Raw genomic sequence first — 23,758 nt, 5'->3', positions numbered from 1 at the left:
GCCCGTCCGGCGGGGCGACGTAGCGTGGCGGACCATGACGCCGCAGACCGAGGCACTCGTGCGCGCCGCCGGCCCCGCCGCGCTCTGGGCGGTGGGATCGGCGGACGCCGTCCACGCCGCACACCCCGGCACCCCCGACGACGACTGGGACGCCCCCCTCGACGCCGGGGCCCTGACCCCGCTGCTCGCGCTCTGGCCCGTCATCGGCGGCCTCGTCGCCCAGGGCGAGCTGACCCTGCACACCCCCCTCACCGCCTACGGGGCCACCGCCCCGGCGGGGCTGCCCGGCGGCACCACCGCCCACCACCTGCTCACCCGGGGCGACGGCCCGGCCCCCCTCGACGCCCTCACCCGCCTCGCCGAACACCTCGCCGGCACCCCGCTGGCCGACTGCGCCCGCACCCGTGTCTGGCAGCCCCTCGGCATGGCCCGCACCCGCTTCGCCGGCACCACCCTGCGCACCTGCCCGGCCGACCTCGCCCGGTTCCTGCGCCACCTGCTCTCCGCCTCCGACACCCCCGACCAGCCCATCACCCGCTCCTGGACCGCCGAGTCCCTGCGCATCCGCACCGGCGAACTCACCCCCTCGCGCGGCCTGCTCTGGCACCCCGCACCCGCCGGGGTGTGGACCCACCACCCCCCGTCCGGCTCCGGCCCGGCCGTGTGGATCTCCCCCCGCCAGAGCCGCTGGGCACTGCTCGTCCCCGGCCCCGCCGGCGGCGGCGCCGGCCCGCCGCGCGCGGCGTTCCGCGAGGCCGCGTTCGGGCCCGCTCCCGCGCGCGCCGCCCGCGGGGCGGACGTACGGTGATCCCGAAGTCACCGTACGCAGCCCCCGCGAGGAACCCATGCCCGACGCCGCGACCGCCCAGGCAACCGACCCGGACGCCGGCACGCTCGACGCCCTGTGCCGGGACCTGGCCGAGGCCGCCGACGCCGTGGGCGAGGCCGCACGGTACGCCTCCGGACTCGCACTCGGGCCCCGCCTGACGGCAGGGGCGCTCGTGGGGCGCGGCGGGAGCCGGCGCCGGGCCTGGCGGACGCTGCTGCGCACCCTCACCGACCCGGCCGGGCTCGGCTGGGCCCCGCGCGGACGGGGGCTGGCCCGGGCCGGCTGGCTCGCCGGGATCCTGGGCGGCCGCGAGAGCCTCGCCGTCAGCACCGCCGTCTGCGGGCTCAAGGGGCGGATCCGCGCCGCGGGCGTGGGCCGGCCCGACCTGCTGGCCGACCCGGACTGCGCCGCCGTGCTGCGGGCGGTCGCCGAGGACCGGCAGGCCGACGCGGCCCGCGCCTTCCGTACCCTGCTGCGCGAACGCGGCGCCGCACGGGCCTTCGCCCTGCTGGCCCCGGCGTTCGCGGACATCCTGGCCTGGCACGCCCTGACCGACGAGAACCCCTTCAACGACCACGCGGGCTGGCAGGTGGCCACCGGCCGGGCAGTCACCGCCGAACCCCTGCTGGGCCTCGGCGCCGCCCTGCGGGCCTTCTGCGCCCGGAGCCCCGGCCCGTCGGCGCCCGCGGCCGCGAACCCCTGGAGGAGCCCGTGAGCGACTGCCCCCTGCCGAGCCGCGCCGCCCCGGCGGACGGCCTGCGCACCCACTCCGCCGCCCTGCGCTCCCACGCCCGTCGGCTGCGGGCGGGGGCGGCCGCCCTGGAGTGGCGCGGCCAGGAGGCCGACGCGTACCGCGCCGAGGTCGCCGCCCTCGCCGACCGCTGCGCCCGCGCCGCCGCCGGTCTCGCCCTCGCGGCGGCGCAGCTGGAGGGCCCGTACCCGCGGCGCCGGTGAACCCCGCGGCGACGGCCGGCCGCGGGTCACAGAACGAGCGACAGCAGCAGGACGAAGCCCAGCCCCGTGACCGAGATGACGGTCTCCATCACCGACCAGGTCTTGAGGGTCTGTCCGACGCTCATCCCGAAGTACTCCTTGACCAGCCAGAATCCGGCGTCGTTGACATGGCTGAAGAAGAGCGAGCCCGCCCCGATCGCCAGGACCAGCAGCGCTGTCCCAGTGGTGGACATGCCGGCCGCCAGCGGTGCCACCAGGCCGGCCGCCGAGATGGTGGCGACCGTCGCCGAGCCCGTCGCCAGCCGGATGGCGACCGCGATCAGCCAGGCCAGCAGCAGGGCCGGAACGGCCCAGTCCTTGGAGACGTCCAGGATCATCCGGCCCACCCCCGCGTCGATCAGCGTCTGCTTGAAGCCGCCGCCCGCGCCCACGATCAGCAGGATCCCGGCGATCGGTGCGAGGGACTTCTCCACCGTGGACGACAGGCGCGCCCGGGTGAACCCGGCGGCCCGGCCGAGGGTGAACATCCCGGTCAGGACGGCGGCGAGGAGGGCGATCAGCGGGGAGCCGACGACGTCCGCGACCTTCTGCACGGTGGCGGCCGGATCGTCGACAACGATGTCGACCAGCGCCTTGACCAGCATCAGCGCCACCGGCAGCAGCACCGTGAAGACCGTCGCCCCGAACCGGGGGCGGTGTGCGGGATCCGCCTGCGGGCGCTCGGGCACCATGTGCTCCGGCGCGGGGATGTCCACCCAGCGCGCCGCGTACCGGGAGAACAGCGGGCCGGCGATGACCACCGTCGGGATCGCGACGAGCACCCCGAGGGCGAGGGTGACGCCCAGGTTCGCGTGCAGCGCGTCGATGGCGACCAGCGGGCCGGGGTGCGGCGGGACCAGCCCGTGCATCACCGACAGGCCGGCCAGCGCGGGCACGCCGATCCGCATCAGGGAGTAGCCGCCGCGCCGGGCGACCAGCAGCACCACCGGGATCAGCAGCACGATGCCGACCTCGAAGAAGAGCGGCAGCCCGATCACCGAGGCGATCAGCACCATCGCCCACGGCATCGCCCGGCCCCGCGCGCGGGCCAGGATCGTGTCCACGATCTCGTCCGCCCCGCCCGAGTCCGCCAGGAGCCTGCCGAGGACCGCGCCGAGCGCGATGAGCACGCCCACCCCCGCGACCGTGGCGCCGAGGCCCGCGGTGAAGCTGGCGACCGTCTTGTTCAGCGGGGCGCCCGCGAAGGATCCGAGGGCGAGCGAACCGACCGTTAGGGCCAGGAAGGCGTGCATCTTGAGGCGGGTGATGAGCAGGACGATGACGGCGATGCCCGCGAGGACGGCGACACCCAGCTGGGCGTCGCCGGCCGAGGTGATGGGGCCGGGTGCGGCCGCCGCCAGAGTCTCGACGCTGAGACCGGTCACGGTGGGTTCCTTAACTGTCGAACGTTCGGAGGGCGGCCAGCGCCCGTGCGGTGATCTCCTCGGGCGTGCCCGCGACATCGACGGCGATCCCGCGTTCGTCCGCCCCGAGCGGTTCGAGCACGGCGAACTGGGAGTCCAGCAGGGAGGTGGGCATGAAGTGCCCCTTGCGGGCCGTCATGCGCCGCTCGATGAGCGGCCGGTCCCCGGTGAGGTGGACGAACACGGCGTCCGGAGCGGCCGCGCGCAGCCGGTCGCGGTAGGAGCGCTTGAGGCAGGAGGCGGCCACCACGCCGCCGCGCGGCCGGGCCCGGTTGCGGATCCACTCGCCGATGGCGTCCAGCCAGGGCAGGCGGTCGGCGTCGTCCAGCGGGGTGCCGGCCGACATCTTGGCCACGTTGGCCGCCGGATGGAAGGCGTCGCCCTCCGCGTACGGGAGGCCGAGCGCCTCCGCGAGCAGCCGGCCCACGGTCGTCTTGCCGGTGCCGGCGACGCCCATCACCACAATGACGCGCTGGGAGCTCACGTCGTACCTCGCTGTCCTCGTTGCTGGGAGCACCACTGAAGCCTATTAAGTAGTACTTATTCAAGGGTCGACCGGGAAACCGTCATATCTTTTGCCGCTCCGGGCGTCACCGTACGCTTACGCCATGACCACCGAAGGCAGTCCGGGCCAAGGACTCCACTCCCAGGTGCTGGACACCCTCGGCCTCGCGATCACGGCGGGGGAGTACCCGCCCGGCAGCGTCCTGCGCACGGACGGGATCGCCGGGCGCTTCGACGCCTCCCGCACCGTCGTCCGGGAGGTGGTCCGGGTCCTGGAGTCGATGCAGCTCGTCGAGTCCCGCCGCCGGGTCGGGGTCACCGTCCGCCCCGCCGAGGAGTGGAACGTCTACGACCCGCGCGTCATCCGCTGGCGCCTCGCCGGCACCGACCGCCCCCGCCAGCTGCGCTCCCTGACCGTGCTGCGCTCGGCCGTCGAACCCGTCGCCGCCGGACTCGCGGCCTCCCGCGCCACCCCCGAGCAGTGCGCGCGGCTCACCGAGGCGGCCCTCGGCATGGTCCGCACCTCCCGCGGCCACCAGTTGGAGGGCTACCTCCACCACGACGTCGCCTTCCACCGGACCGTCCTCGACGCCTCCGGCAACGAGATGTTCGCCCGGCTCGGCGACGTCGTCGCCGAGGTCCTCACCGGCCGCACCCAGCACGCCGTGATGTTCCACGACCCCGACCCGGCCGCCGTCACCCTGCACGTACGGGTCGCCGAAGCGGTACGCGAGGGCGACGCGGCCGCCGCCGAGGCCCTGACCCGGCAGATCGCCCTCGGCGCCCTGGAGGAACTCGACGTGCTCGCCCCCTGAAGCGGGGCCCGCCCCGGATCCGCCCCGGATCCGACCCGCCGCGCCCCGCGGACGCCCCGGCCGCGACCGGCCCGCTCCCGCACCATGGAGAAGAGGGCCGGTTCCGGCTTGTCCGTGGCGCGCGGGCGGTGCGATCCTTCCGCCATGTCGCCCACACAACTGCCGGACTACGGGGAGGTCCTCGCGGAGGTGAGGGAAGTGCGGCGGGCCGGGATCGTCCGACTGCGTGAGCTCAGGCTCCCGTTGCTCACCGGCATGTCGGCCGGTCCGGGGGCGGGGGGCCCCGGAGAGCCGCACTTCCCCGCCGTCGAGCGGCTGTTGCGCAGCGCCGTCGCCGCCATGGGCGGGGGCACCCTCCAGGAGGCCGCCGAGTACAGCCTCGGCCTCGCGCGCGGCACCCGGGACTGGCCCCCCGCCGACCGCCGCAGACGCGCCGCCCAGGTGTACGGGGTCAGCGTGGAGCGCTTCCGCAAGCACCAGGAGCTGATGGTGCTCGGACAGGTGGCCGAGCAGCTCGTCCGCCGCGCCGCCGCCGGCCCCTTACCCCCGGACGGCGCCGCCGACCCGCCGCCGCCCCCGAACCCGGCCCGCCGACTGGCCCCCAGCCACCGCCGGATCACCGTCCGGGCCGGCGGCCGCGAGCACGCGCTGACCCTGCACGTGCACCCCGTCGACCTGCTGCGCGACATCGACGCGGTGGTCTCCCCGTCGAACACCCACTTCGCCCTCCCCGAGCCGTACAAGTCCTCCGTCGCGGCCTCCCTGCGCCGCGCGGGCGCCGTACGGGACCCGGCCGGCCACGTCGTCGAGGACCGGATCCGGGACGAACTGCGCGCCTGGACCGACCGGTACGCCCCGTACGGCCTCCCGGTGGCACCCGGTACGGTCGCCGTCACCGGCGCCGGAGCCCTCGAAGCGCAGGGCATCCGCCACATCCACCACGCGGCGGTGGCCGTACCCCGGCCCGGCACCAACGACTACGACGTCCTGCCGGCCGACGTCACCCGTGCCGTCACCCGCGTCTTCGCCCTGCTGGCCGTCGGCCCCGCCCGGACCTCCGTCTGCCTGCCCCTGCTGGGCGCCGGCCGCGGCGGGCTGTCCCCCGCGGACAGCCTCGCCGCCGTCTGGGCCGCCGTCGAGGCCGAACTCGCCCGGGGCGGCGACCGGGACGTCCACCTCCTGGTACGCCGCCCCGAACGCGCCGACCTGATCGAGGAGTTGCTCACCCAACCGGACGGGCACCCCTCATGACCGACCCCTACGCCCGGCTGGCCGCCGCGGCCGCCGACTGGGACGAACTGCGCTCCCGCCTGGACCCCGCCTCCCTGCGGCGACTCGCGCTCCTGCTCACCGCGTTGCGCACGGCGCCCGGCGAAGGCGCCCGGCGCGCCGCGCTGCTCGCCGCCCGGCTGCTGGGGGAGCGGCTGCCCGACCGGTTCCCCGGCGAGAGCCGGCTCACCGCCGCCCCCGAGGCGCCCGCCGCCGGCCACCTCGGCTACACCGCCGACGACCTGGCCGTCCTCGTGCTCGACGGGCACCGCATGGTCGGACCGGTCCTCGGCGAGGTCCGCGACCGCCTCCTCGCCGCCCCCGCCCTCGGCGACGCCGAAGTCCTGGAACGCGGCCCCGACCCCTACGCCCCGGCCCTGATCCGGCTGCGCGCGCCCGGCGGCCTGATCCGGCTGCCCGCCTTCCAGTTCACCCCCGACGGCCGCGTCCGCCAGACCGTCGCCGAGGTCAACCCGCTGCTGGGCGCGGACGACGACCCCTGGGCCGCCGCCGACTGGTGGCTCTCCCCGAACGCCTGGCTCGGCCCGGCACCCGTCACCCTGCTCGACACCCCCGACGAGCGACGGCTCGTCGCCGCCGCCGCGTTCCTCGCCGAAGGGGAGTAGCCCGTGCCCAACTACCGGCCGCCCGCCGAGCCGGCCGGCACCCCCGCCAAGGTGACCCTCGCCGCCGGCACCCCGCTCTACCGGGTGCACTCGGCCCGCCGCCCCGGCGACGCCTTCAACCCCGTCCCCGCCCACTGCCTCTACGGGGGCGGCCGGTTCGACTCCACCTCCTGCGACCGGTACGGCTACCTGTACGCCGGACTCACCCCGCAGGCCGCCGTCAGCGAGAGCGTCCTGCACTCGCTGCCCTTCGACCCCTCGGGTGCGGCCCGGCTGGTACCCCGGGTGGCCGTCACCGGCCGCCGGCTGTCGGCGCTGCGCCTGACGGAGTCCCTCGACGTGGTCGCGCTGGTCACCGGGCAGGACCTGGCCGCCGTCCACCAGGACGGCTGGCTGGTCCAGGCCGAGGCCCGCGACTACCCGTACACCCGCGACTGGGCGCACTGGATACGCCGCCACACCGGCCCGTGGGCGCGGGGGTTCCTGTGGTCCTCCAAACGGGAGCCGGGCGAGCGGGCCCTCGTCCTGTTCGCCGACCGCTGCCCGCCCGGCGTGCTCGCCCCCACCGGCGAGGACCCCGTGGACTTCGCCACCGAGCCGGGCCGCCGCTGGCTCGACCAGGTCCTGCTGCCCTATCACGCCCGCCTCGCGCCCTGAGCCCCCGGAGGCCCCCGTGCACACCGCCGAGCTGAGAACCGCCCGCGACGAGGCCATGGCAGCACTCACCACCGTCCCGGCGGGCAGCGCCGAGGCCCGCGAACTGTGCGGGCGGGCCGGCGAGCTGAGCTACCGGCTGTACGAGGAGCAGGCCGACCCCGAGGACCTCGACCTCGCCGCCGAGGCCTTCGCCCACGCCTTCCGCTCCCCGGCCGAAGGCCCCTCCTGGCCGGTGCGGCGGATCATGTACGGGCACCTCCTCGCCCTGCGGTACGACGAGCGGCCCGGCCCCGAACCGGCGGCCGAGATCCGCGCCCTGCTGACGCGGGGCCTGGCCGAACTCCCCGACGCGGAGCAGGCGTCACCGCGAGCCGTGCACGCCCGGTGGCTCCTCGCCTACATCACCAAGCGCCTGATCACGGACGGCGCCGACGACCCCGGCCTCCTCGAAGAGGCCCTGCGCCTGGGCCGGGAAGCCCTCGACGACACCGACGGGGACGACGCCGACCTCCTGGAGGCCCTCGGCTACCTCTGGCAGCACCACGGCCTGCGCACCGGCGACACCGCCTCCTACACCCGCTCCGCCGAGTACTACGGCCAGGCACTGGCAGTCGGCGGCCCGGACCGCGACCTGCCCCTGGTACGCCAGTCGCGTGGTCTGTCGCTCATCCTCCGGGGCTACAACGCCACCGACCGGGCCGCCCTCGAAGAGGGCCGGGACGAAACCCTGCGCGCCCTGGCCGACGCGGGGGAACGCCCCGACTGGGAGCCGCCCGCCCGGCTGCGGCTCGCCTTCGCCCGCGCGGTCATCGGCGGCATGTGGTCCGAGGAGGGGGAGACCGACAGGGCCGAGCAGGAACTGGCCGGGCTGCTCGTCACCGGCGCCGACATGGACGAGCTCCCCTGGTTCTATCTCGACTTCCTCGGCCGCTTCCTGTTCTCCCGGGCCCAGCCGCGCCTCGACGCACCGGCGATCGACCGGGCCGTCGGCCTGCTCACCCGGGCCGTGGACCGGTGGCGGCCGACCGACGGGGACCTCGCAAAAGCCGCGCTGGCCCTCGTGTACGCCCAGCAGCTGCGTTACGAGATGGACCAGGACCCGGAGCGGCTGAGGGTCATCGAGCGGGTCGGCCGCATGGCACTGAAGGGGGACGGCCCGGCCGCCGACGTACGCGACGTGCTCCTCATGCTGGTTTCCGAGGCACAGCACCTGCTCGGGGCCGACCATCCGCAGACCGTTCCGATCGACGAGGTCGTGCGCGTGTACGAGACGTTCCGGGAACGCATGGGCAACGGCGACCTGTCCCCGGACTTCAGCTTCGACACGGTCTTCAACGCAGAGGACTCGCCGACCCGGGCCGCCTGGGAACGCCGGACGGCCCAGCTGTTCGACAGCTGGCGGTCGGCGGAGCCGGGCCTCGGCCGCGCCGAGCGGGCCGCCCACTTCCTGGCGTCACTGCCCCTGATGGACCCGGACGGCGACCGGCTGGGCCCCGAGCGCGAGGCGGAACTGACCGGAGCCGTCCTCGCGCACGCCGACGAGGACCCCGAGTGGCGCGGTCACGGCCTGGCGGTCCTCGGCAACTTCCGCCTTGCCCAGGGCGTGGCGGGGATGGACGCGGACCGGCTCGCCGAGGCGGTGGAGCACTTCGCGGGTGCCGTCGCGGCCGGCAACGACAGCCCTTGGGTGGCCTACGGCTCCACCATCGCCTCGGGGATGATCGCGCAGCTGCGCGGGGTCACCAGGGGCTCCGCGGTCGAAGGGGCCGACTGGGAGCGGATGTGCCGCGCTCTCGGAGCGTCCCCGAAGCTGGACCTGGTGCTGCGCGTCCAGCAGGCGGTGCCCCGGGCGCTGCTCGCCGTCAAGCGGGGCGACCTGCCCGAAGCCGACCGCCAAGTGGCCGAGGCCGCCCGCGCCCTGGCGGAGTGGGACCTCGCGGACCCCTCCTGGATCGAGGGCTTCGGCCTGCTGGAATCGGCCCGGATGGCACGGGAGAACCTCGCCGGACGCCTCGGAGCGCCCCCGACTCCACCGCCCGCGGCACGGCCCACCGTCCGGGAACTGCGCCGCCGGGCGGCCCGGCTGCCCCGCCTGCACCGCGCCAACGTGATCGGCAGCATCGCCCTCGCATGGAGGGCCGACGCCCTGCGCGCGTACGACCTGCCCCGCCTCCGGGAGACCCTCGCCCTGAGCGAGGAGGCGATGGGCCTCGCCGAGCCGGGCGGGGAGACCTGGATCCGCCTCACCTCGGACGTCGGTGCCCTGTACTGCACCCTGGTGATGGCGGACGAGGACCCGCGCTCCCCGCAGCGCGCCCGGGACCTGGAGCGGGCCATCGCCCTCCTCGAAGGTGCCGTGGACGCCATGGGCGGACCCGAGCACCGGCTGTGGGCGCTCACCGCCAACCCCCTCGGCCGCGCCTACCGCGTCCGCGGCAGCATCGCCCGCCGCGACCGCGAGCGCGGGCGCCGCCTGGGCCTGGAGGCCCTGCGCGGTTTCGCGTGCTCCGCGCTGTTCCAGTCCGGCACCCAGGACGCCGCCGAGGCCGCCCGGCTGTCCACCGGCCTCTCCGAGGAGGTCCTCGGCTGGTGCGTCGCCGACCGGGCCCCGCAGGACGCCCTCCAGGCCCTGGACGCCTGCCGCGGACTGGTCCTGCACGCCGCCACCACCAGCCGCTCCGTCCCCGAACTGCTCACCGCCGCCGGGCAGCACGCCCTCGCCGCCGAGTGGCGCGCCGCCGGCGCCGCGGACGACCCCGACGCCGCGCCCGGCGACCTGCGCCGCCGGGTGGTGCTCGCCCTCACCGAAGCCCGCGTCCGCCTCCTCGACCCGCCCACCCCCGAGGAGATCGGTGCGGCCCTGCGGACCCAGAACAAGGACGCCCTCGTCTACCTGGTGGCCGCCACCGCCGACTGCCCCGGCACCGCCGTCGTCGTCACCAGCCGCGGGGACGTCCACGAGGTGCCGCTGCCCGGCCTGCGGGCGGACGCCGGCCCCCTGCGCGAGTACACCCCCGGCCGGGGCACGGCGCTCCGGGACATCGAACCCGTCCCCGGTCACCACCCCGCCCGCCCCGCCCCGGCCCCGCCGCTGCGCGAGCGGCTGGACCGGCTGTGCTCCTGGGCCTGGCGGGCCGCGCTGCGGCCGCTGCTGGGCATGTTCGACGTCCCCGACCGGCCGGGCCGGGTGCCCCGGCTGGTCCTCGTACCGATGGGCGCCCTCGGCCTCGTCCCCTGGCACGCTGCGTTCGCCGACGGGAGCACGGGCCGCCGGTACGCCCTCCAGACCGCGGAGATCTCCTACGCGGCGTCCGCGCGCCTGCTCTGCGAGGTCGCGGCCCGCCCGGCGCTCCCGCACACCGGCACCGCGCTGGTCGTCGGCGACCCCACCGGCGACCTGCCGTACGCGGGGGAGGAGGCCGACGCCGTCCGGCGCGCCTTCTACCCCGACGGCGACCGCCTGGGCCTGCGCTCCGGCGACGGAACGCCCGAGGAGGTCGCCCGCTGGCTGCGCGAACGCGCCGACGGCGGCGCCGTCCTGCACCTCGCCTGCCACGGCACGGTCGAGGAGAACGGGCCCCGCAGCTCCTACCTCGCCCTCAAGGGCGGCGTCCTCACCGCCGAGGAGCTGGCCGGCGCCGCCCACGGACCGCTCGGGCTCGTCGTGCTCGCCGCCTGCCGCAGCCAGGTCTCCGGACGCGGCCTCAACGAGGCCTACAGCCTGTCCTCCGCCTTCCTCGTGGCCGGCAGCCGCTCGGTCATCGGCTCGCTGTGGCCGGTCCCGGACGACGCGACCTCCGTGCTGATGTTCCTGACCCACCACTACCTGCGCCGCGAACAGGAGCCGCCCGCCCGGGCGCTGCGCCGGGCCCAGCTGTGGATGCTGGACCCGGACCGGGCCGTCCCCGACGGGCTGCCGCCCGCGCTCGCCGCCCGATTGCCGCACCTCGACCCGGACGACCTCACCGCCTGGGCCGGCTTCACCCACCTCGGGCAGTGAAGGACCGCTACGGCACCACCGTGCGCAGGGCGAGGGTGCTCGCCGCCCACCGGCCGGGCCCGTAGGGGTCCGCGGGCAGCAGGTCCCGGTCCCCCGGGGGGAGCCCCAGCCGCAGCAGCCCGTCGGCCGGTGCCCGCCGGGCCGTGCCGGCGCGTACGGCGTCCGGCTCCCAGCGGCTCAGGTGGAACGGCACCGTGTTCAGCTCCCCCTCGGCCACCACCAGCGTCAGCCAGTCCCGTACGGAGGCGCCCGGGCGCACCGGCCGGGAGGCGGGCAGCACCAGCCGCAGCGGCTGCCCGTCGAGGGCGTGGCCGGTCATGCCGGGGCCGATGAACTCCCCCGGGAACAGGGAGGTGTCCGCGCCGAAGCGGTCGTCCAGGCTGACCAGCACGCACCACAGGGGCCGGGGGCCGGTGTTGCGCAGCCGCACGGTGACCCGCGGCTCGCGGGTGCCGTCGTACGCGAGGACGACCTCCCCGTTGCCGTCGGGCCGCAGGGGCTCGCCGCCGTCGGCCACCCAGGGCAGCACCTCCACCTTGACGTGCCCGCTCAGCGGGGACAGCCCCGAGCCGAGGTCGCGGATCCGGTGCCAGTGCACCAGCCGGGTCAGGCAGTCCCCGAGCCGCGCCGCGTCCGCGTCCGTGGCCAGCGGCAGCGGCGGAACGTACGGGGACCCGTCGCGGCGCAGCACCCGTGCCCGCGCCCCGCGGACCTCCACCCGCAGCAGCAGCCCGGCCGAGGCCTCCTCCGCCGAACCGGCCGCCACCTCGCGCAGCAGCGGGGAGGCGGGCAGCGCGATCCCCGCCCCGTCGAGGACCACCGCCGCCGGGGGCAGGGCCAGCGCCGACAGGGACACCGCGTGCACCGACCCCGGCTCCGGCGTCCAGCCGTCGGGAACGACCAGGGTCCGGTCCGCCCGGACCGCCGCGGCCCGTACGAGACCGCCGCCCGCCGTCGTGAACTCCGTACCGGCCCCGCCGGTCAGGCCGTGCACCCGCCCGCAGTCGACCTCCCAGCCCTCCGGGCCCTCCCGCAGCAGGTACGGGCTCGGACCTCGGCGCGGCGGGTCCGCGGCGAGCCCCCGGTACTCACCGCCCAGCAGCGGCCGGTCCGCGGGCCCGCCCGGCTCGGCCGGGAACAGCACCGGCTGCTGCCCGGCCACCAGCCGCCGGACCGTCGCCTCCGCCTCCGCGAGCAGCTCCCGGACGGTGGCTCCCGGCGCGGCCCGCAGCGCGCGGGTCAGGGCATACGAGAACACGCCCTGGACGACCGGCCCGTCGGGGCCCTCCACGGGCCGCTCGAACGCGGGCTGGCCGCTCCGGCTCGCCGCCAGCAGCACGTGGCCCACCTGCCGGCCCGGCCCGGTCACGTCCCGCGCGCCGACGGACGGCGACGGCCGCCACGACGGCAGCGGCGGCAGCATCCGCGAGGCCCATCCCTCTCGGCTGGCCCCGCCCGAGAAGCAGCAGTCCAGCACCGCCACCACCCGGGCCCCGCCCGCCGCCGCCCCGTCCAGCAGTACGCCCAGCCGCTTGTCCGGCAGCGGCTCGTCCGCGCAGACCAGCGCCTGGCACCAGCCGGTCGGCTCGATCAGCAGCTCGTCCGGGGTGAGCGCCGGGTACTGCATACCGTGCCCCGAGAACCACAGCAGGGCGGTGTCACCGGGACCGGCCTGCCCGAGGTGGCCGAGGATCCCCTCCTCCAGGGCGGCGGCCGTGGCCGCGCCGTCCGTGAGCACGCGGGCGCGGACCCGGCCCGGGGCGGCCGCCTCCAGCGCGGCGCGGGCCGCGGCCACGTCGTTCAGACACCCGCGCAGACCGGCGCGCATCCCGGTGCGGTACTCGTTGATGCCCACGAGCAGGGCGTACACCGTCTCCATGGCCCCAGTGTGGTCCGCCGCGCCGGGCGGCCACTGGCCGGAATCCGGTCGCATCGGGGGCGGTTCCGGGTCTGCTATGGCTCAAATCCCTTTTGAGGTCGCACGATTGACGGAACGTCACTAATCTGCGTGCTCCACTCATGAAATCGGGGGAGGCCATGGGGTACATCGAGCGTCCGCGCAGGATCGTCGGACCCGCCCAGGACCCGCGCGCGACGGGCACGGGCAGGGTCACGGGCACGGGCCTGGGCCCCGAACCGGCGGCCGCCGGAGCCGGCCGCCCGGCGGGCCCGGTCGCCGACCGGCTGAAGGACCGTTCGCGGGAACTGCTCGAAGCCGTCTCCGGCTTCGACGCCGGCCTCGACGACGCGGCGAGGCGGCGGCTCGCCGACTGGATCCGCGAACACTACGAGAGCGAACACCCGGGCGCGCCCGTCGGCTTCCTCGCCCGCTGCCACCTCGGCCCGCCCTACGTGGACCACGTCCTCGACCTCTTCGGCTCCATCGTCACGCACTACACGCCCCGCGACACCCTCCCCGACCCCTACGGCGGCGCCCGGATGCTGGTGCGCAACCCCGGCTACGCGTACGTGGAGGTGTACTCCGACGGGCTGCTGCTGCCCGTCCTGGCCGGCGGATCCGTCGTCAGACCCACGGGCACGCACCCGGGAGGCGGAGCATGAGCGCCGTCGACGCGGGCCTGTACGTCAAGCTCGCCGCGCTCGACAGGCTCGTCCACGGGGTCTCCGAACAGGTCGTCCAGGTCGGCGCCCAGGTCAAGTACGTCGAAGCGCAGCAGAACCAGGCCCGCGGCGAACTCCAGCAGCTGCGCCAGGAGTTCCTCGCCTTCGCCGCCCAGGCCCGGCTCGTCGCCGCCCTCCAGCGCGCCGAGACCCGCGTCGGCGTCCTCCAGGACCAGCTCGACCACGACTTCGGCCACCACAAGGTGGTCCGGCGCACCGCCGTCGGCATGCTCCAGGCCTTCGACCTCGGCCTCGTCTCCGAGGACGTCGTCCGCACCGTCGGCGACGAACTGATGCTCCAGACCCCCCGCTACTGGCTCGCGCCCGCGCTGGTCGCGCTCACCGCCTGGTCCAGCGACGACCCGGCCCTGTGCGAACGGGCCGTGCAGGAGGCCTTCCGCCGCTCCCCGGACCGCACCTCGCTGTTCTTCGCGCTCGTCCTGCGACGCCAGGCCCGGCCCGCCGAATCCGCCCGCTGGCTGCGCCACTACCTGCTCGCCCAGGACCCGCGCGCCCTCGGCCGCGAGTTCGCCGTCATCCTTGAGTCCGTGGCCCAGGGCGCCTTCGGCCCGGTCGGCCGCGCCATGCTGCGCGACGCCCTCGACGACTGGCAGGACCTGCTCGGCGCCGACACCGCCGCCCAGGACGTCCAGATCGAGCGCTGGGGAGCCGAACTGCGCAGCCTGTGCCCGCCCGTGCCCGGCACCGAGTTCCCCTTCCTGCACACGCTGTCCCCGCAGTGGCCGCAGCTGGGCGGAGTGCTCTCCGCAGCCCGGGGCCAGCAGGCGGTCCTCGACAAGTACACGGCGGTCATGAACACCGAACCCGCCCCCTCGGGGCGCCTGGAGGACGCCGTCGACGACATCCTCGACCGGCTCGTCTCCGAGTACGACAACGAGGAGCTGCCGCTGCGCCGCGACCTCGCCTACCAGGAGGCGGTGATCGCCCACGACGGGGACACCGTCCGCGCCCGGACGGCCACCGACGCCGACTCCTCCTCGTACGACGAAGCCCTCGACTACCTCACGGTCCAGAGCTCCGCCGCACTCAACCCGGCCGCCATCGGCACCTCCCAGGCCACCCGGCGGCTCGCCGTCGCCGCCTGCCGGGACTGGTTCCACCACGCCCACCAGGGCTTCTCCCGGGACTACCGGGCCGGCGTACCGCAGGACGTCCAGGTCCGCTTCGGGGCCGCCTACCCGCTGGCGGGCGGCCGGCAGTTCCACCTGCCGCCCTGGCAGGGCTCCTTCCTCAGCCCGTTGCCGGAGCTCCAGCAGGACCTCGGCGGCCACTGGGACCGGCACACCGCCCCCTTCGTCGCCGGCCTCGGGTACAAGTACGCCCAGCCGGTGGCTCTGGCGGTCATCGCGGTCCTGGTCGCCGTGCTCATCGGCAGCGCGGGCGGTCCGGCCGGGTCCCTCATGGCCGCGCTGCTCGTGGGCGGCGTCGCCTGGCTGGTCATCCACAACCTGGCCGGCCAGTGCCGCCGGGTCCAGGAGGCCGCGCAGCGGTACCTCGCCGACGCCAAGGGCGAAAGCCTGCGCCAACTGGTCGCCACCCGCGCCGAACTGTCGGCGTGGAACCAGGCGTACCTGGACGCCGACGCCGTCGAAGAACGGGTGCGGGAGCTGATCGACTCCCTGGCCACCGCCACCGAGGGCAACTCCCCCTTCACCGGTCGCACCGTCACCCCGGGAGGCGACCCCGCATGAGCACCCCCGACCCCGGAACCCGGGAGAGCCCCGACCCGCAGCCCGAGCCCGAGGCCCCCGGAGCCGCGGGACCCGCCGCCGGCGGGCGCCGCCGGCTGTGGGCGGCCGGCACCGAACCCGTCGAGGAGCGCACCACCGCCCGGCTGCGCCGGATCGTCCGGGGACTGCCCGACTGGTCCCCGCTCCCGCCCGGCGAACAGCTCGTCCGCCGCCCGGGCAGCCGGCGGGAGCAGCCCTGACCATGGACGGAATGTGGGGCCACGGCGGCGACTACCAGACCTGGACGCGGTTCCTGCGCGACTGGGGCGCGCACGGCGGCGCCGCCACCGCCGAGGCCGCCGCCCGGCTGCCCGTACTGCGCCCGGCGGACTTCCACGCCGAGACCTGGGCCCGTTTCTCCGGGCAGCTCACCGACGCCCTGGACCGGCGCCTGCGCGCCTGGTCGGCCGCCCTGACCGCCGCCCTGGACGCCGCCGGCGACGAGTTCGACGCCGGCCGCGCCCTGGCGCAGGCCCGCACCGGCCTGGACGCCGTCCGCGCCCTCGCCGCGCACCCCGCCCTGCCGCCGGACCTGCGCGAGCGGCTCGGGACGCTCGTGGAGGGCAACGTCGCCGGATTCCAGCGGCAGCTGGAGGCCGCCCTGGACGGAGCCCTGCGGGCCGGCGCCGACCCGCGCCTGATCGAGGCCCGCCGCCGCACCCTGCGCGAGAACCCGCTGACCACCCCCGGCCCCGGGGGCGCCGCCGCCCCCGACCGGGCCCCGGGCGACGGCTGGTCGTACGACCCGGCGGCGCCCGCCCGCCGCCGCATCATCACCGACTGACCGGAGACCGCCACCCATGCCCACCTACGCCGAATGCCAGCGCGACCTCGACAGCTACATCTCCGCCCGGGTACCGGTCATCTGCCTGCGCACCATCGAGCAGCAGCGCGCGCTGCGCCTCGTGCGCACCGCCGCCACCCACGCCCGGCGCGGCAACATGCCCTTCTGGATCTACACCCGGGCCACCGGACTGCGGGACCTGCGCACCAACACGGCCGTGATGGACGACCGCTCCCTCACCGGAGCCATGGAGTACGCGGCCTCCCAGTTCACCTCCCGGCCCAACGCCACCCTGGTCCTCGTCGAACCCGACGGCCTGGACGCGGACACCTCGCTGGCCCGGCACGTCGCCGAACTGGCCCGGCTCGCCGACACCAACATGGGCAGCGTCATCCTGATCACCGACAGCCCGGTGTGGAGCGGCCTCCAGCGGCTCGGGATGAGCCTCCAGCTCGACCTGCCCGACGCCGACGAGATGTACGCGACGCTGTCCGCCTTCCTGGACGACCACCGGGGCCACATCCCCATCGCCTGGGAGGAACAGGACGTCCGGCGCGCCGCCGGGTTCCTCGTCGGGGTCACCGAGGGGGAGGCCGTCAACCTGATGGCGACCGTCGCCGCCAAGGGTTCGGTGGAGGCAGGTGACGTGGTGCTCCTGGCCCAGTCCAAGGACCGCATCTTCAACGACCTGACCGGGCTGCAGAAGGTGCCCCTGAACGCCTCCGACTACGCGGTCGGCGGCCTGAGCAACCTCCGCGACTGGCTGCGCCGGCGCGGCCGCCTCCTCCAGGCCGACCTGCGCGCCACCGACCTGCGGCCCCCGCGCGGGGTGCTGCTGGTGGGCGTACCGGGCTGCGGCAAGTCGCTGTCCGCGAAGGCGATCGCCGCCCAGTGGCAGCTCCCGCTGTACCGGCTGGACATGGGCTCCATCCACGGCAAGTACCTCGGCGAGTCCGAGGGCCGCTTCCGGGAGGCGCTGGAGACCGCCGACCGGGTCGCGCCCTGCGTGCTGTGGATCGACGAGATCGAGAAGGGGCTGGCCGGAGTGAACGACGGCACCGGGGTGCCGCAGCGCATCATCGGCCAGTTCCTCTTCTGGCTCCAGGAGTCCCGGTCCCGCGCCTTCGTGGTGGCCACCGCCAACGACGTCCGCAGCCTGCCGCCGGAGCTGCTGCGCAAGGGCCGGTTCGACGAGCTGTTCTTCGTGGACCTGCCCGACGCCCGGGACCGGGAGGAGATCATCGGGATCTACTACCGCCGCTACCTGAGGGCCGAGCCCGGCCGCGAGATGCTCGCCCGGCTCGTGGACCTCTCCGACGGCTTCGCCGGCTCGGACATCGAGGCCGCCCTGCACGACGTCGGTGCCGAGGCCTACCTGGGCGGCGGCACCGAGCTCATGCGGCCCGACTTCGTGGAGGACACCTTCTCCAACACGGTCCCGCTCAGCCGCAACAACCCGGAGCAGATCGAGGAGATCCGGGCCTGGGGGCGCGAACGCGCCGTACCCGCCGGGCGCTTCGCGGCCACCACCGCCCAGGGCTCCTCCGGGCAGGGCCGCCGGATCGTGTTCCTGGACGACTGACCCCGGGCCGGGTCTACCCGGCGGCGGGCGCGCCGCGCGTGGCGAACTGGGTCCGGTACAGCTCGGCGTACCGGCCGTCCGCCGCCAGCAGGGCGGAGTGCGTGCCGCGTTCGACGATCCGGCCGTCCTCCACCACGAGGATCAGATCGGCGGCCTGGACCGTGGACAGCCGGTGCGCGATCACCACGGCCGTGCGGCCGGCCAGGGCCTCGGCCAGCGCCTCCTGCACGGCCGCCTCCGAGGTGGAGTCCAGGTGGGCGGTGGCCTCGTCGAGGATCACCACCCGCTGCCGGGCCAGCAGCAGCCGGGCGATGGTCAGCCGCTGCCGCTCCCCGCCCGACAGCCGGTAGCCGCGCTCGCCGACGACGGTGTCCAGGCCGTCGGGGAGGGAGGCGACCAGGGTGTCCAGGCGGGAGCGGCGCAGGGCCTCCCAGAGCTCGTCCTCGCCCGCCCCCGGGCGGGCCAGCAGCAGGTTGGACCGTACCGACTCGTGGAAGAGGTGGCCGTCCTGGGTGACCATGCCGAGGGTGTCGCGGATGGAGTCGGCGGTGAGGTCCCGTACGTCGACGCCGCCCAGGCGGACCGCGCCCGCGTCGGCGTCGTACAGCCGCGGCAGCAGCTGGGCGATGGTCGACTTGCCGGCGCCCGAGGAGCCGACGAGGGCGATCATCTGGCCGGGCTCCGCGCGGAAGGACACCTCGTGGAGCACCCGGGTGCCGCCCCGGGCGTCGAGCACGGCCACCTCCTCCAGGGAGGCGAGGGAGACCTTGTCGGGGGACGGGTAGCCGAAGGAGACCCGGTCGAACTCCACCGACACCGGGCCGTCGGGCACCTCCACGGCGTCCGGCTTCTGGGCGATCAGCGGCTTCAGGTCGAGGATCTCGAAGACCCGCTCGAAGCTGACCATGGCGCTCATCACCTCGACCCGGGCGCCGGCGAGGGCGGTCAGCGGGGCGTACAGCCGGGTCAGGAGAAGGGCGAGGGCGACCACGGAGCCGGCCTCCAGGGTGCCGCGCAGGGCGAAGTACCCGCCCAGCCCGTACACCAGGGCGAGGGCCAGCGCGGAGACCAGGGTCAGGGCGGTGATGAAGGCCGACTGGGCCATCGCCGTACGGATCCCGATGTCCCGGACCCGGGCCGCGCGGGCCGCGAACTCGGCGGACTCGTCCGACGGCCGTCCGAACAGCTTCACCAGGGTCGCGCCGGGCGCGGAGAACCGTTCCGTCATCTGCGTGCCCATCGCCGCGTTCAGCGCCGACGCCTCCCGCTGCATCCCCGCCATCCGGGCGCCCATCCGGCGGGCGGGCAGTACGAACACCGGCAGCAGCGCCAGCGCCAGCAGGGTGATCTGCCAGGAGATGGTGAGCATCACGCCCAGTGTCAGCAGCAGGGTCACGATGTTGGAGACCACCCCGGAGAGGGTGTTGCTGAAGGCCCGCTGGGCGCCGATCACGTCGTTGTTGAGCCGGCTGACCAGCGCGCCCGTCCGGGTCCGGGTGAAGAAGGCGACCGGCATCCGCTGCACGTGGTCGAAGACGGCCCGGCGCAGGTCGAGGATCAGCCCCTCGCCGAGGGTGGCGGACAGCTTGCGCGTCAGCAGGCCCAGCGCCGCCTCGGCCACCGCGATCACCGCGATCAGCAGCGCCGGCCGGACCACCTCGCCCTCGTCCCCGTGCCCGACGATGGTGTCCACGATCCGGCTGGCCAGCAGGGGAGTGGCCACCGCCAGCAGCGCGCCGACCACGCTCAGCAGCAGGAAGAGGGTCAGCCCGCGCCGGTGCGGGCGGGCGAAAGCGGCGATCCGGCGCAGGCTCGCCCGGGAGAGCGGGCGGCGGTCCTGCTGGGCGTTGATCGCACTGTGCAGCGAATGCCAGGCGGTGACTTCCATGTCCATGCCCCCACGCTAGAACCTCAACCAAACTTCAGGTCAACGAATCCGCGCGGACTCACTCCCAGGTGTGGCCAACTCACGTTTTGCCGACGGAACTTCGCCGCTCCCGGGTGCTGTCGGTGCCCGGTGGCATCATCGGGGGAATGACGCAGCCACCGCAGTCATCACAGCCGGACCGCCCGGCCCGCCAGGGCGCCGACACCGTAGTGCACCGCTTCGGCGAGTGGGCCCGCCGGACCCCGCGGGCCCCCGCGCTCGTCACCGGGGACGAGACCGTCCCGTACGCCGTACTCGACGCGGAGTCCGACCGGCTGGCGCGGCACCTGACCGACGGGGGCCTGCCCGCGAACGGCCTCGTCGCCCTCGCCCTGCCCCGGCAGCGCGAGCTCGTCACGGCCCTGCTCGCCGTGCTCAAGGCCGGCGGGGTCTACGCGGTCCTCGACGCCGCCGACCCGCGAGGCGGGAGGCGGCAGCTCGCCGCCCTCGCCCCGGACCTGCTGATCGCCCACCCCGCCGACGAGGCCCGCCTCGACGCGGGCGGGGGGCTGCGGGTCCTGCACCCCGGCGACGGGACCGACAGCACCGCCCGGCCGGCCGGGCGCACCCCCGGGTACGGAGGCGCGGCCGTACTGTTCACCGGCGCCGCCACCCCGCGTCCCGTCCCCGTCGGCCACGCGCTGCTGCTCGCCGCGTACGAAGGATGGGCCGAGGCGGCCCGGCTGACCCCCGGGGACCGGCACCTGTTCACCGGCGGGCCGGACACCACGCCCTTCGCCGCCGGCTGGACCCGGGCCCTGTGCTCCGGCGGCGCCCTCGTGCTGCCCGAGGGTGCCGCGTGGCGGCCCGGGGAGGCGCGCCGCGCCGTCCGGGACGCGGAGGCCGGCGTGCTCCACACCGACCCGGCCGGCGCCGTGGAGCTGCTGCTCGCGCAGGAGCCCCCGTCCCCCGGCACCGTCCTGTACCGCCGCGAACCGGACGACGAGCTCCGGTCGCTGAGGCTGCTCGCCGTCAGCGGGGACCGCCTCTACCTCGACGAACAGATCGCCCTCCAGGACCGGCTGCGCCCCGGCGCCCGCGTGCTCAACGTCTACGCCCTCACCGAGGCCGCGGGCACCGGCGCCTGGTTCGAACTGCCGCAGCTGCCCCGCCCGCTGGACGGGCCCGAGCGGATCTCCCTGCTCGGCACGGCCTTCCCCGGCTGCCGGGTCCGGGTGCGCGACGGGGAGCTCGTCGTGGACCCGCCCGGCGGCGGCGACACGATACCCACGGGGGACCTCGGGGTGCTGCGCCCGGACGGGCTCCTGGAGTTCGGCGGCAGGACCGGCGACCGGATCGAGACGGAGGACGGCGGCAGGATCGACCCGTACCCCCTGGAGTCCGCGATCCGCACGCACGCCGGAGTGGGCAGCGCCCTGGTCGCCCGCGTCCCCGTGGCGGGGGGCGGCCGCCGGCTCGTCGCGTACGTCGCCCCGCCGCCCGGCGTCCCGGCCGACGGGCTGCCGGACGCCGCCCGGCTGCGGGAGCACCTGAAGGGAGCGGCACCCGCCGGCGAGGCCCCCCGCGCGGTGATCCGGATGCGCGCCCTGCCCCGCACCCGTGCCGGCCGCGAGGACCGGACGCAGGTGCCGCAGCCGCCGCTGCTGCTCGCCCCCGTGGCCGGGGGCCGGGGCGGCGGCAAGTACGGGGGAGTCCGCAGGGCGGGCGCGGCCGGGGACGAGCAGATCGTGCCGCTCTCCTTCGCCCTGGGCTGCGGGGCGCCGCTCCTGGCCCTCATCAGCCGGTTCTTCACGGGCGTCATCTGGCCCGGGTCCACAGACCTCACCGGCGTCCCGAACCCGTGGGCCCTCCTCTTCTGGATCCTCTACCTGTGCGAGTGCCTCGCCTTCGGGGCCGGGGTGATGTTCCTGTTCACCGGACGCCGGCCGATGCTGGCCCAGGGGCGCGGGCGCGGCATCACCGCGGCAGCCCACCTGGCGATCGCGTACCTGCTGATCGCCTGGTGGCCGCAGGACAACTTCTACCGCCTGGCGGCCAAACAGGACTGGCCGCGCCAGGCCGCCCTCGTCTACGCCTTCAACGTCCCGCTCATGATCGCGGCCCTCGTCGTGGCCGTCTACGCCACCCGGAAGCCGGTCAGCCCCTTCGACTTCGACGACTGACCGCCGACGGCCGCGGCCCCGGGACGGGGGCCGGGGCCGAAGTCCGCCCCGAAGCCCGCACCGGCCGCGAGGGCCCGCTCCCGCACCAGTGCCTCGGCCGCGTCCAGCGCCTCCGCGCCGCGCGCGGCCACCAGCACGCCCAGCCACGGCACCGGGTCGAACGCCCCCGTCGGGATCGCCGGGACGAACACGGCCCCGAGCCCCGCACAGCCCCGCACCAGGTCGGCGCAGAGCTCCTCCAGCTGCGCGTCGGGCAGCCGTGCGCCCAGCTCCACCCGGTCCGCGATCCGTACGAGGTGCCCCGCGCCCCGCAGCTCGTCCAGCCGGGCCGCCACCATGAAGGCCGCCGACGGGCCGGTCAGCCGCAGGTTGGCCTCGGTCGGCGCGAGCCGTCCCGCCGCGTCGGTGACGAAGTCCACGTCGAACCAGCCCCGGTAGCCGGACGCCGCCAGCTCCCGGCCCACCGCCGCCCCGAACGCCAGCAGCGGCCCCGCCAGGCGGTCGGGAACCACCCCGGGCCCGACCGTCGCGCCGCGGTAGCCGCCGCCGGCCACGTCCATCACCGCCGCGCCGACCTCGTGCGGCCGGCCCGAGCCGTCCACGAACCCGTCGTAGGTCAGGTCCCGCGGCACGCGCGCGGCCGCCGGGCCGTGCACGTACTCCTCCAGCAGCAGCGGCCCGCGCGGAAGCCGCCGCAGCACGGCCCGGGCCCCGCCGCCCGCCCGCACCTCCCCGGGGGTGAGCACCGTCGTGCCCGAACCGCCCACACCGTGCTCCGATTTGAGAACGGTGCTCTCGCCCGCCCGGGACCGCGCCGCCAGCAGCCGGACGGCCGCCCGCCGACCGGCGGCCCGCCACTGCGCGGGGAGCGTGATCCCCGGATGCCCCCCGCCCGCCAGGATCCGCCCGAACAGGGCGTGTGCGGCCGACTTCGACTCGTACCGCAGCCCGTCCGGCCGCCACGGCAGGCCCGCCAGCCGGGCGTACGGCCCGGTCAGCCCCCACGGCACGAGGGGCAGCCCGCCCTCCCTCACCCGCCGGGCCAGCGCCGGCCGGGCCGATACGGCGTCCGACAGCCCGCCACCCCGCTCCGCGAGCCCGTCGTACACCTCCACGGCCGGGTCCCAGCCCAGCTGCCGCCCGACCAGGGCGACCCAGCCCGGGGACACCGCCCGGGGCAGCACCAGGGCCGCCGGGCGGGGGCTGTAGAAGGCGGCCAGGCAGGCGTAGTCGTGCGCGGCGCGCTGCCCGCGGCCGAGGGAGGCGTCGGCGAACTGCGCGTTGAACTCGGCGACGTTGCCCACGTGCACCGCCGGGACCCCGCCCGTCCAGGCCCGCGCCCAGTCAGCGAGCGGAGCCGGTGCGGCCTCGAACCGTACGAGCCCCTCCGCGGCCGCGCCGGGCCGCTCCACGGCGCCCATCGCACGGTAGAAGCCGGCCGCGTGCGGATCGGCGTCGATCAGCAGCCGGCGCAGGCCCAGGGCGGCGGCCCGGCGCAGCGCGTCCCGGTACAGCAGCCGCCCGGTGCCCAGCCCGATGGCGGAGGGCTCCACGAAGAGCAGCCCGAGCCGGGCCGCCGGCCCGTCCCCCGGCCCGCCCCCCGGGGCGTCCGCGTCCTCCGCGTCCTCGGCGTCGTCCAGGGAGGCCAGGCCCAGAAGCTCCCCGCGGGCGTTTTCGGCCACCGCGATCCTCCGGGCGGTCAGCTCCGCCTCCCGTACGCGCAGCTGCGGCGCGCACGCCGCGAGGAAGGCGGCGTCGTACCCCCAGTACGCCTTCGACCGCATCACCAGCGCCGAAAGCGCTCCCGCCTCCCCGGCCCGCGCGGCCCTGACCTTTGCCATTTCCTGACCTC

The 23,758-nt window shown here is 76.1% G+C and carries 19 protein-coding genes; 14 read left to right on the top strand and 5 right to left on the bottom strand.

From position 1 onward, the window contains the following. Positions 1-34: 34 nt before the first annotated feature. From ACZ7IF_RS01390 to ACZ7IF_RS01380, 3 genes are read left to right on the top strand one after another with little or no spacing between them, the layout of a single operon-like run. On the top strand, positions 35-808 hold the full coding sequence (locus ACZ7IF_RS01390; protein ID WP_470961211.1) for a serine hydrolase domain-containing protein: 774 nt from the start codon (positions 35-37) through the stop codon (positions 806-808). 37 nt (positions 809-845) lie between these two features. Next, positions 846-1,544, top strand: coding sequence for a hypothetical protein (locus ACZ7IF_RS01385; protein WP_470961209.1), 699 nt, complete (start codon positions 846-848; stop codon positions 1,542-1,544). Beyond that, positions 1,541-1,783, top strand: coding sequence for a hypothetical protein (locus ACZ7IF_RS01380; protein WP_470961207.1), 243 nt, complete (start codon positions 1,541-1,543; stop codon positions 1,781-1,783). The genes ACZ7IF_RS01385 and ACZ7IF_RS01380 overlap by 4 nt, the downstream gene beginning before the upstream one ends. Positions 1,784-1,809: 26 nt before the next feature. Here ACZ7IF_RS01380 and ACZ7IF_RS01375 read toward each other — a convergent pair whose 3' ends face one another. Next, positions 1,810-3,207, bottom strand: a complete 1,398-nt coding sequence (locus ACZ7IF_RS01375; protein WP_470961205.1) for a GntT/GntP/DsdX family permease — start codon at positions 3,205-3,207, stop codon at positions 1,810-1,812. Between the two features lie 10 nt (positions 3,208-3,217). Continuing rightward, on the bottom strand, positions 3,218-3,703 hold the full coding sequence (locus ACZ7IF_RS01370) for a gluconokinase (protein ID WP_470962283.1): 486 nt from the start codon (positions 3,701-3,703) through the stop codon (positions 3,218-3,220). 151 nt (positions 3,704-3,854) lie between these two features. On the opposite strand from ACZ7IF_RS01370, the gene ACZ7IF_RS01365 reads away from it, so the two are divergent. The 5 genes from ACZ7IF_RS01365 to ACZ7IF_RS01345 all read left to right on the top strand — a co-directional run bounded on the left by ACZ7IF_RS01365 (position 3,855) and on the right by ACZ7IF_RS01345 (position 11,117). Then, a complete protein-coding gene (locus ACZ7IF_RS01365; RefSeq protein WP_470961203.1) occupies positions 3,855-4,565 on the top strand; it encodes a FadR/GntR family transcriptional regulator in 711 nt (236 codons plus the stop codon). Positions 4,566-4,709: 144 nt separating this feature from the next. After that, positions 4,710-5,816 (top strand): macro domain-containing protein, encoded by a 1,107-nt coding sequence (locus ACZ7IF_RS01360; protein WP_470961201.1) that lies wholly within the window; start codon positions 4,710-4,712, stop codon positions 5,814-5,816. Further along, positions 5,813-6,460: a hypothetical protein gene (locus ACZ7IF_RS01355; RefSeq protein ID WP_470961199.1), complete on the top strand. Its 648-nt coding sequence runs from the start codon at positions 5,813-5,815 to the stop codon at positions 6,458-6,460. Before ACZ7IF_RS01360 ends, ACZ7IF_RS01355 begins: the two co-directional genes overlap by 4 nt. A 3-nt stretch (positions 6,461-6,463) precedes the next feature. Beyond that, positions 6,464-7,117, top strand: a complete 654-nt coding sequence (locus ACZ7IF_RS01350; protein ID WP_470961197.1) for an RES family NAD+ phosphorylase — start codon at positions 6,464-6,466, stop codon at positions 7,115-7,117. Positions 7,118-7,133: 16 nt separating this feature from the next. Next, complete coding sequence (locus ACZ7IF_RS01345; protein WP_470961195.1) at positions 7,134-11,117, top strand: CHAT domain-containing protein; 3,984 nt, start codon at positions 7,134-7,136, stop codon at positions 11,115-11,117. Between the two features lie 7 nt (positions 11,118-11,124). On the opposite strand, the gene ACZ7IF_RS01340 is transcribed toward ACZ7IF_RS01345, so the two are convergent. Continuing rightward, positions 11,125-12,996: a caspase family protein gene (locus ACZ7IF_RS01340; RefSeq protein ID WP_470961193.1), complete on the bottom strand. Its 1,872-nt coding sequence runs from the start codon at positions 12,994-12,996 to the stop codon at positions 11,125-11,127. A 140-nt stretch (positions 12,997-13,136) separates the two neighbouring features. Here ACZ7IF_RS01340 and ACZ7IF_RS01335 point away from each other — a divergent pair, with 140 nt between their 5' ends. From ACZ7IF_RS01335 to ACZ7IF_RS01315, 5 genes are read left to right on the top strand one after another with little or no spacing between them, the layout of a single operon-like run. After that, positions 13,137-13,679 (top strand): hypothetical protein, encoded by a 543-nt coding sequence (locus tag ACZ7IF_RS01335; protein WP_470961191.1) that lies wholly within the window; start codon positions 13,137-13,139, stop codon positions 13,677-13,679. Then, entirely contained in the window at positions 13,676-15,451 is a 1,776-nt protein-coding gene (locus ACZ7IF_RS01330; RefSeq protein WP_470961189.1) for a hypothetical protein, read from the top strand. The genes ACZ7IF_RS01335 and ACZ7IF_RS01330 overlap by 4 nt, the downstream gene beginning before the upstream one ends. Beyond that, on the top strand, positions 15,448-15,690 hold the full coding sequence (locus ACZ7IF_RS01325; RefSeq protein ID WP_470961187.1) for a hypothetical protein: 243 nt from the start codon (positions 15,448-15,450) through the stop codon (positions 15,688-15,690). Before ACZ7IF_RS01330 ends, ACZ7IF_RS01325 begins: the two co-directional genes overlap by 4 nt. 2 nt (positions 15,691-15,692) lie before the next feature. Beyond that, positions 15,693-16,274 carry a hypothetical protein gene (locus tag ACZ7IF_RS01320; RefSeq protein WP_470961186.1) on the top strand — a complete coding sequence of 194 codons (582 nt, stop codon included), beginning with the start codon at positions 15,693-15,695 and terminating at the stop codon, positions 16,272-16,274. 16 nt (positions 16,275-16,290) lie between these two features. Further along, positions 16,291-17,856, top strand: a complete 1,566-nt coding sequence (locus ACZ7IF_RS01315) for an AAA family ATPase (RefSeq protein WP_470961184.1) — start codon at positions 16,291-16,293, stop codon at positions 17,854-17,856. Between the two features lie 13 nt (positions 17,857-17,869). Here ACZ7IF_RS01315 and ACZ7IF_RS01310 read toward each other — a convergent pair whose 3' ends face one another. After that, positions 17,870-19,750, bottom strand: a complete 1,881-nt coding sequence (locus tag ACZ7IF_RS01310; RefSeq protein ID WP_470961182.1) for an ABC transporter ATP-binding protein — start codon at positions 19,748-19,750, stop codon at positions 17,870-17,872. Positions 19,751-19,890: 140 nt separating this feature from the next. Between ACZ7IF_RS01310 and ACZ7IF_RS01305 the strand changes: the two genes are divergently transcribed. Further along, positions 19,891-21,906, top strand: a complete 2,016-nt coding sequence (locus tag ACZ7IF_RS01305; RefSeq protein ID WP_470961180.1) for an AMP-binding protein — start codon at positions 19,891-19,893, stop codon at positions 21,904-21,906. Here ACZ7IF_RS01305 and ACZ7IF_RS01300 read toward each other — a convergent pair. Continuing rightward, positions 21,861-23,747, bottom strand: a complete 1,887-nt coding sequence (locus tag ACZ7IF_RS01300) for a GNAT family N-acetyltransferase (protein ID WP_470961178.1) — start codon at positions 23,745-23,747, stop codon at positions 21,861-21,863. The genes ACZ7IF_RS01305 and ACZ7IF_RS01300 overlap by 46 nt on opposite strands. Positions 23,748-23,758: the final 11 nt, after the last annotated feature.

It is taken from the genome of Streptomyces sp. NPDC037421 (assembly GCF_055602105.1).
This window is presented reverse-complemented; position numbering and strand designations above follow the sequence as displayed.

Bases quoted from the DNA above. Each gene is read 5' to 3' on its own strand.
- ACZ7IF_RS01390 (WP_470961211.1), top strand. From the start codon at position 35: ATGACGCCGCAGACCGAGGCACTCGTGCGCGCCGCCGGCCCCGCCGCG.
- ACZ7IF_RS01385 (WP_470961209.1), top strand. From the start codon at position 846: ATGCCCGACGCCGCGACCGCCCAGGCAACCGACCCGGACGCCGGCACG.
- ACZ7IF_RS01370 (WP_470962283.1), bottom strand. From the start codon at position 3,703: ATGGGCGTCGCCGGCACCGGCAAGACGACCGTGGGCCGGCTGCTCGCG.
- ACZ7IF_RS01365 (WP_470961203.1), top strand. From the start codon at position 3,855: ATGACCACCGAAGGCAGTCCGGGCCAAGGACTCCACTCCCAGGTGCTG.
- ACZ7IF_RS01360 (WP_470961201.1), top strand. From the start codon at position 4,710: ATGTCGCCCACACAACTGCCGGACTACGGGGAGGTCCTCGCGGAGGTG.
- ACZ7IF_RS01355 (WP_470961199.1), top strand. From the start codon at position 5,813: ATGACCGACCCCTACGCCCGGCTGGCCGCCGCGGCCGCCGACTGGGAC.
- ACZ7IF_RS01340 (WP_470961193.1), bottom strand. From the start codon at position 12,996: ATGGAGACGGTGTACGCCCTGCTCGTGGGCATCAACGAGTACCGCACC.
- ACZ7IF_RS01335 (WP_470961191.1), top strand. From the start codon at position 13,137: ATGAAATCGGGGGAGGCCATGGGGTACATCGAGCGTCCGCGCAGGATC.
- ACZ7IF_RS01330 (WP_470961189.1), top strand. From the start codon at position 13,676: ATGAGCGCCGTCGACGCGGGCCTGTACGTCAAGCTCGCCGCGCTCGAC.
- ACZ7IF_RS01325 (WP_470961187.1), top strand. From the start codon at position 15,448: ATGAGCACCCCCGACCCCGGAACCCGGGAGAGCCCCGACCCGCAGCCC.
- ACZ7IF_RS01320 (WP_470961186.1), top strand. From the start codon at position 15,693: ATGGACGGAATGTGGGGCCACGGCGGCGACTACCAGACCTGGACGCGG.
- ACZ7IF_RS01315 (WP_470961184.1), top strand. From the start codon at position 16,291: ATGCCCACCTACGCCGAATGCCAGCGCGACCTCGACAGCTACATCTCC.
- ACZ7IF_RS01310 (WP_470961182.1), bottom strand. From the start codon at position 19,750: ATGGACATGGAAGTCACCGCCTGGCATTCGCTGCACAGTGCGATCAAC.
- ACZ7IF_RS01305 (WP_470961180.1), top strand. From the start codon at position 19,891: ATGACGCAGCCACCGCAGTCATCACAGCCGGACCGCCCGGCCCGCCAG.
- ACZ7IF_RS01300 (WP_470961178.1), bottom strand. From the start codon at position 23,747: ATGGCAAAGGTCAGGGCCGCGCGGGCCGGGGAGGCGGGAGCGCTTTCG.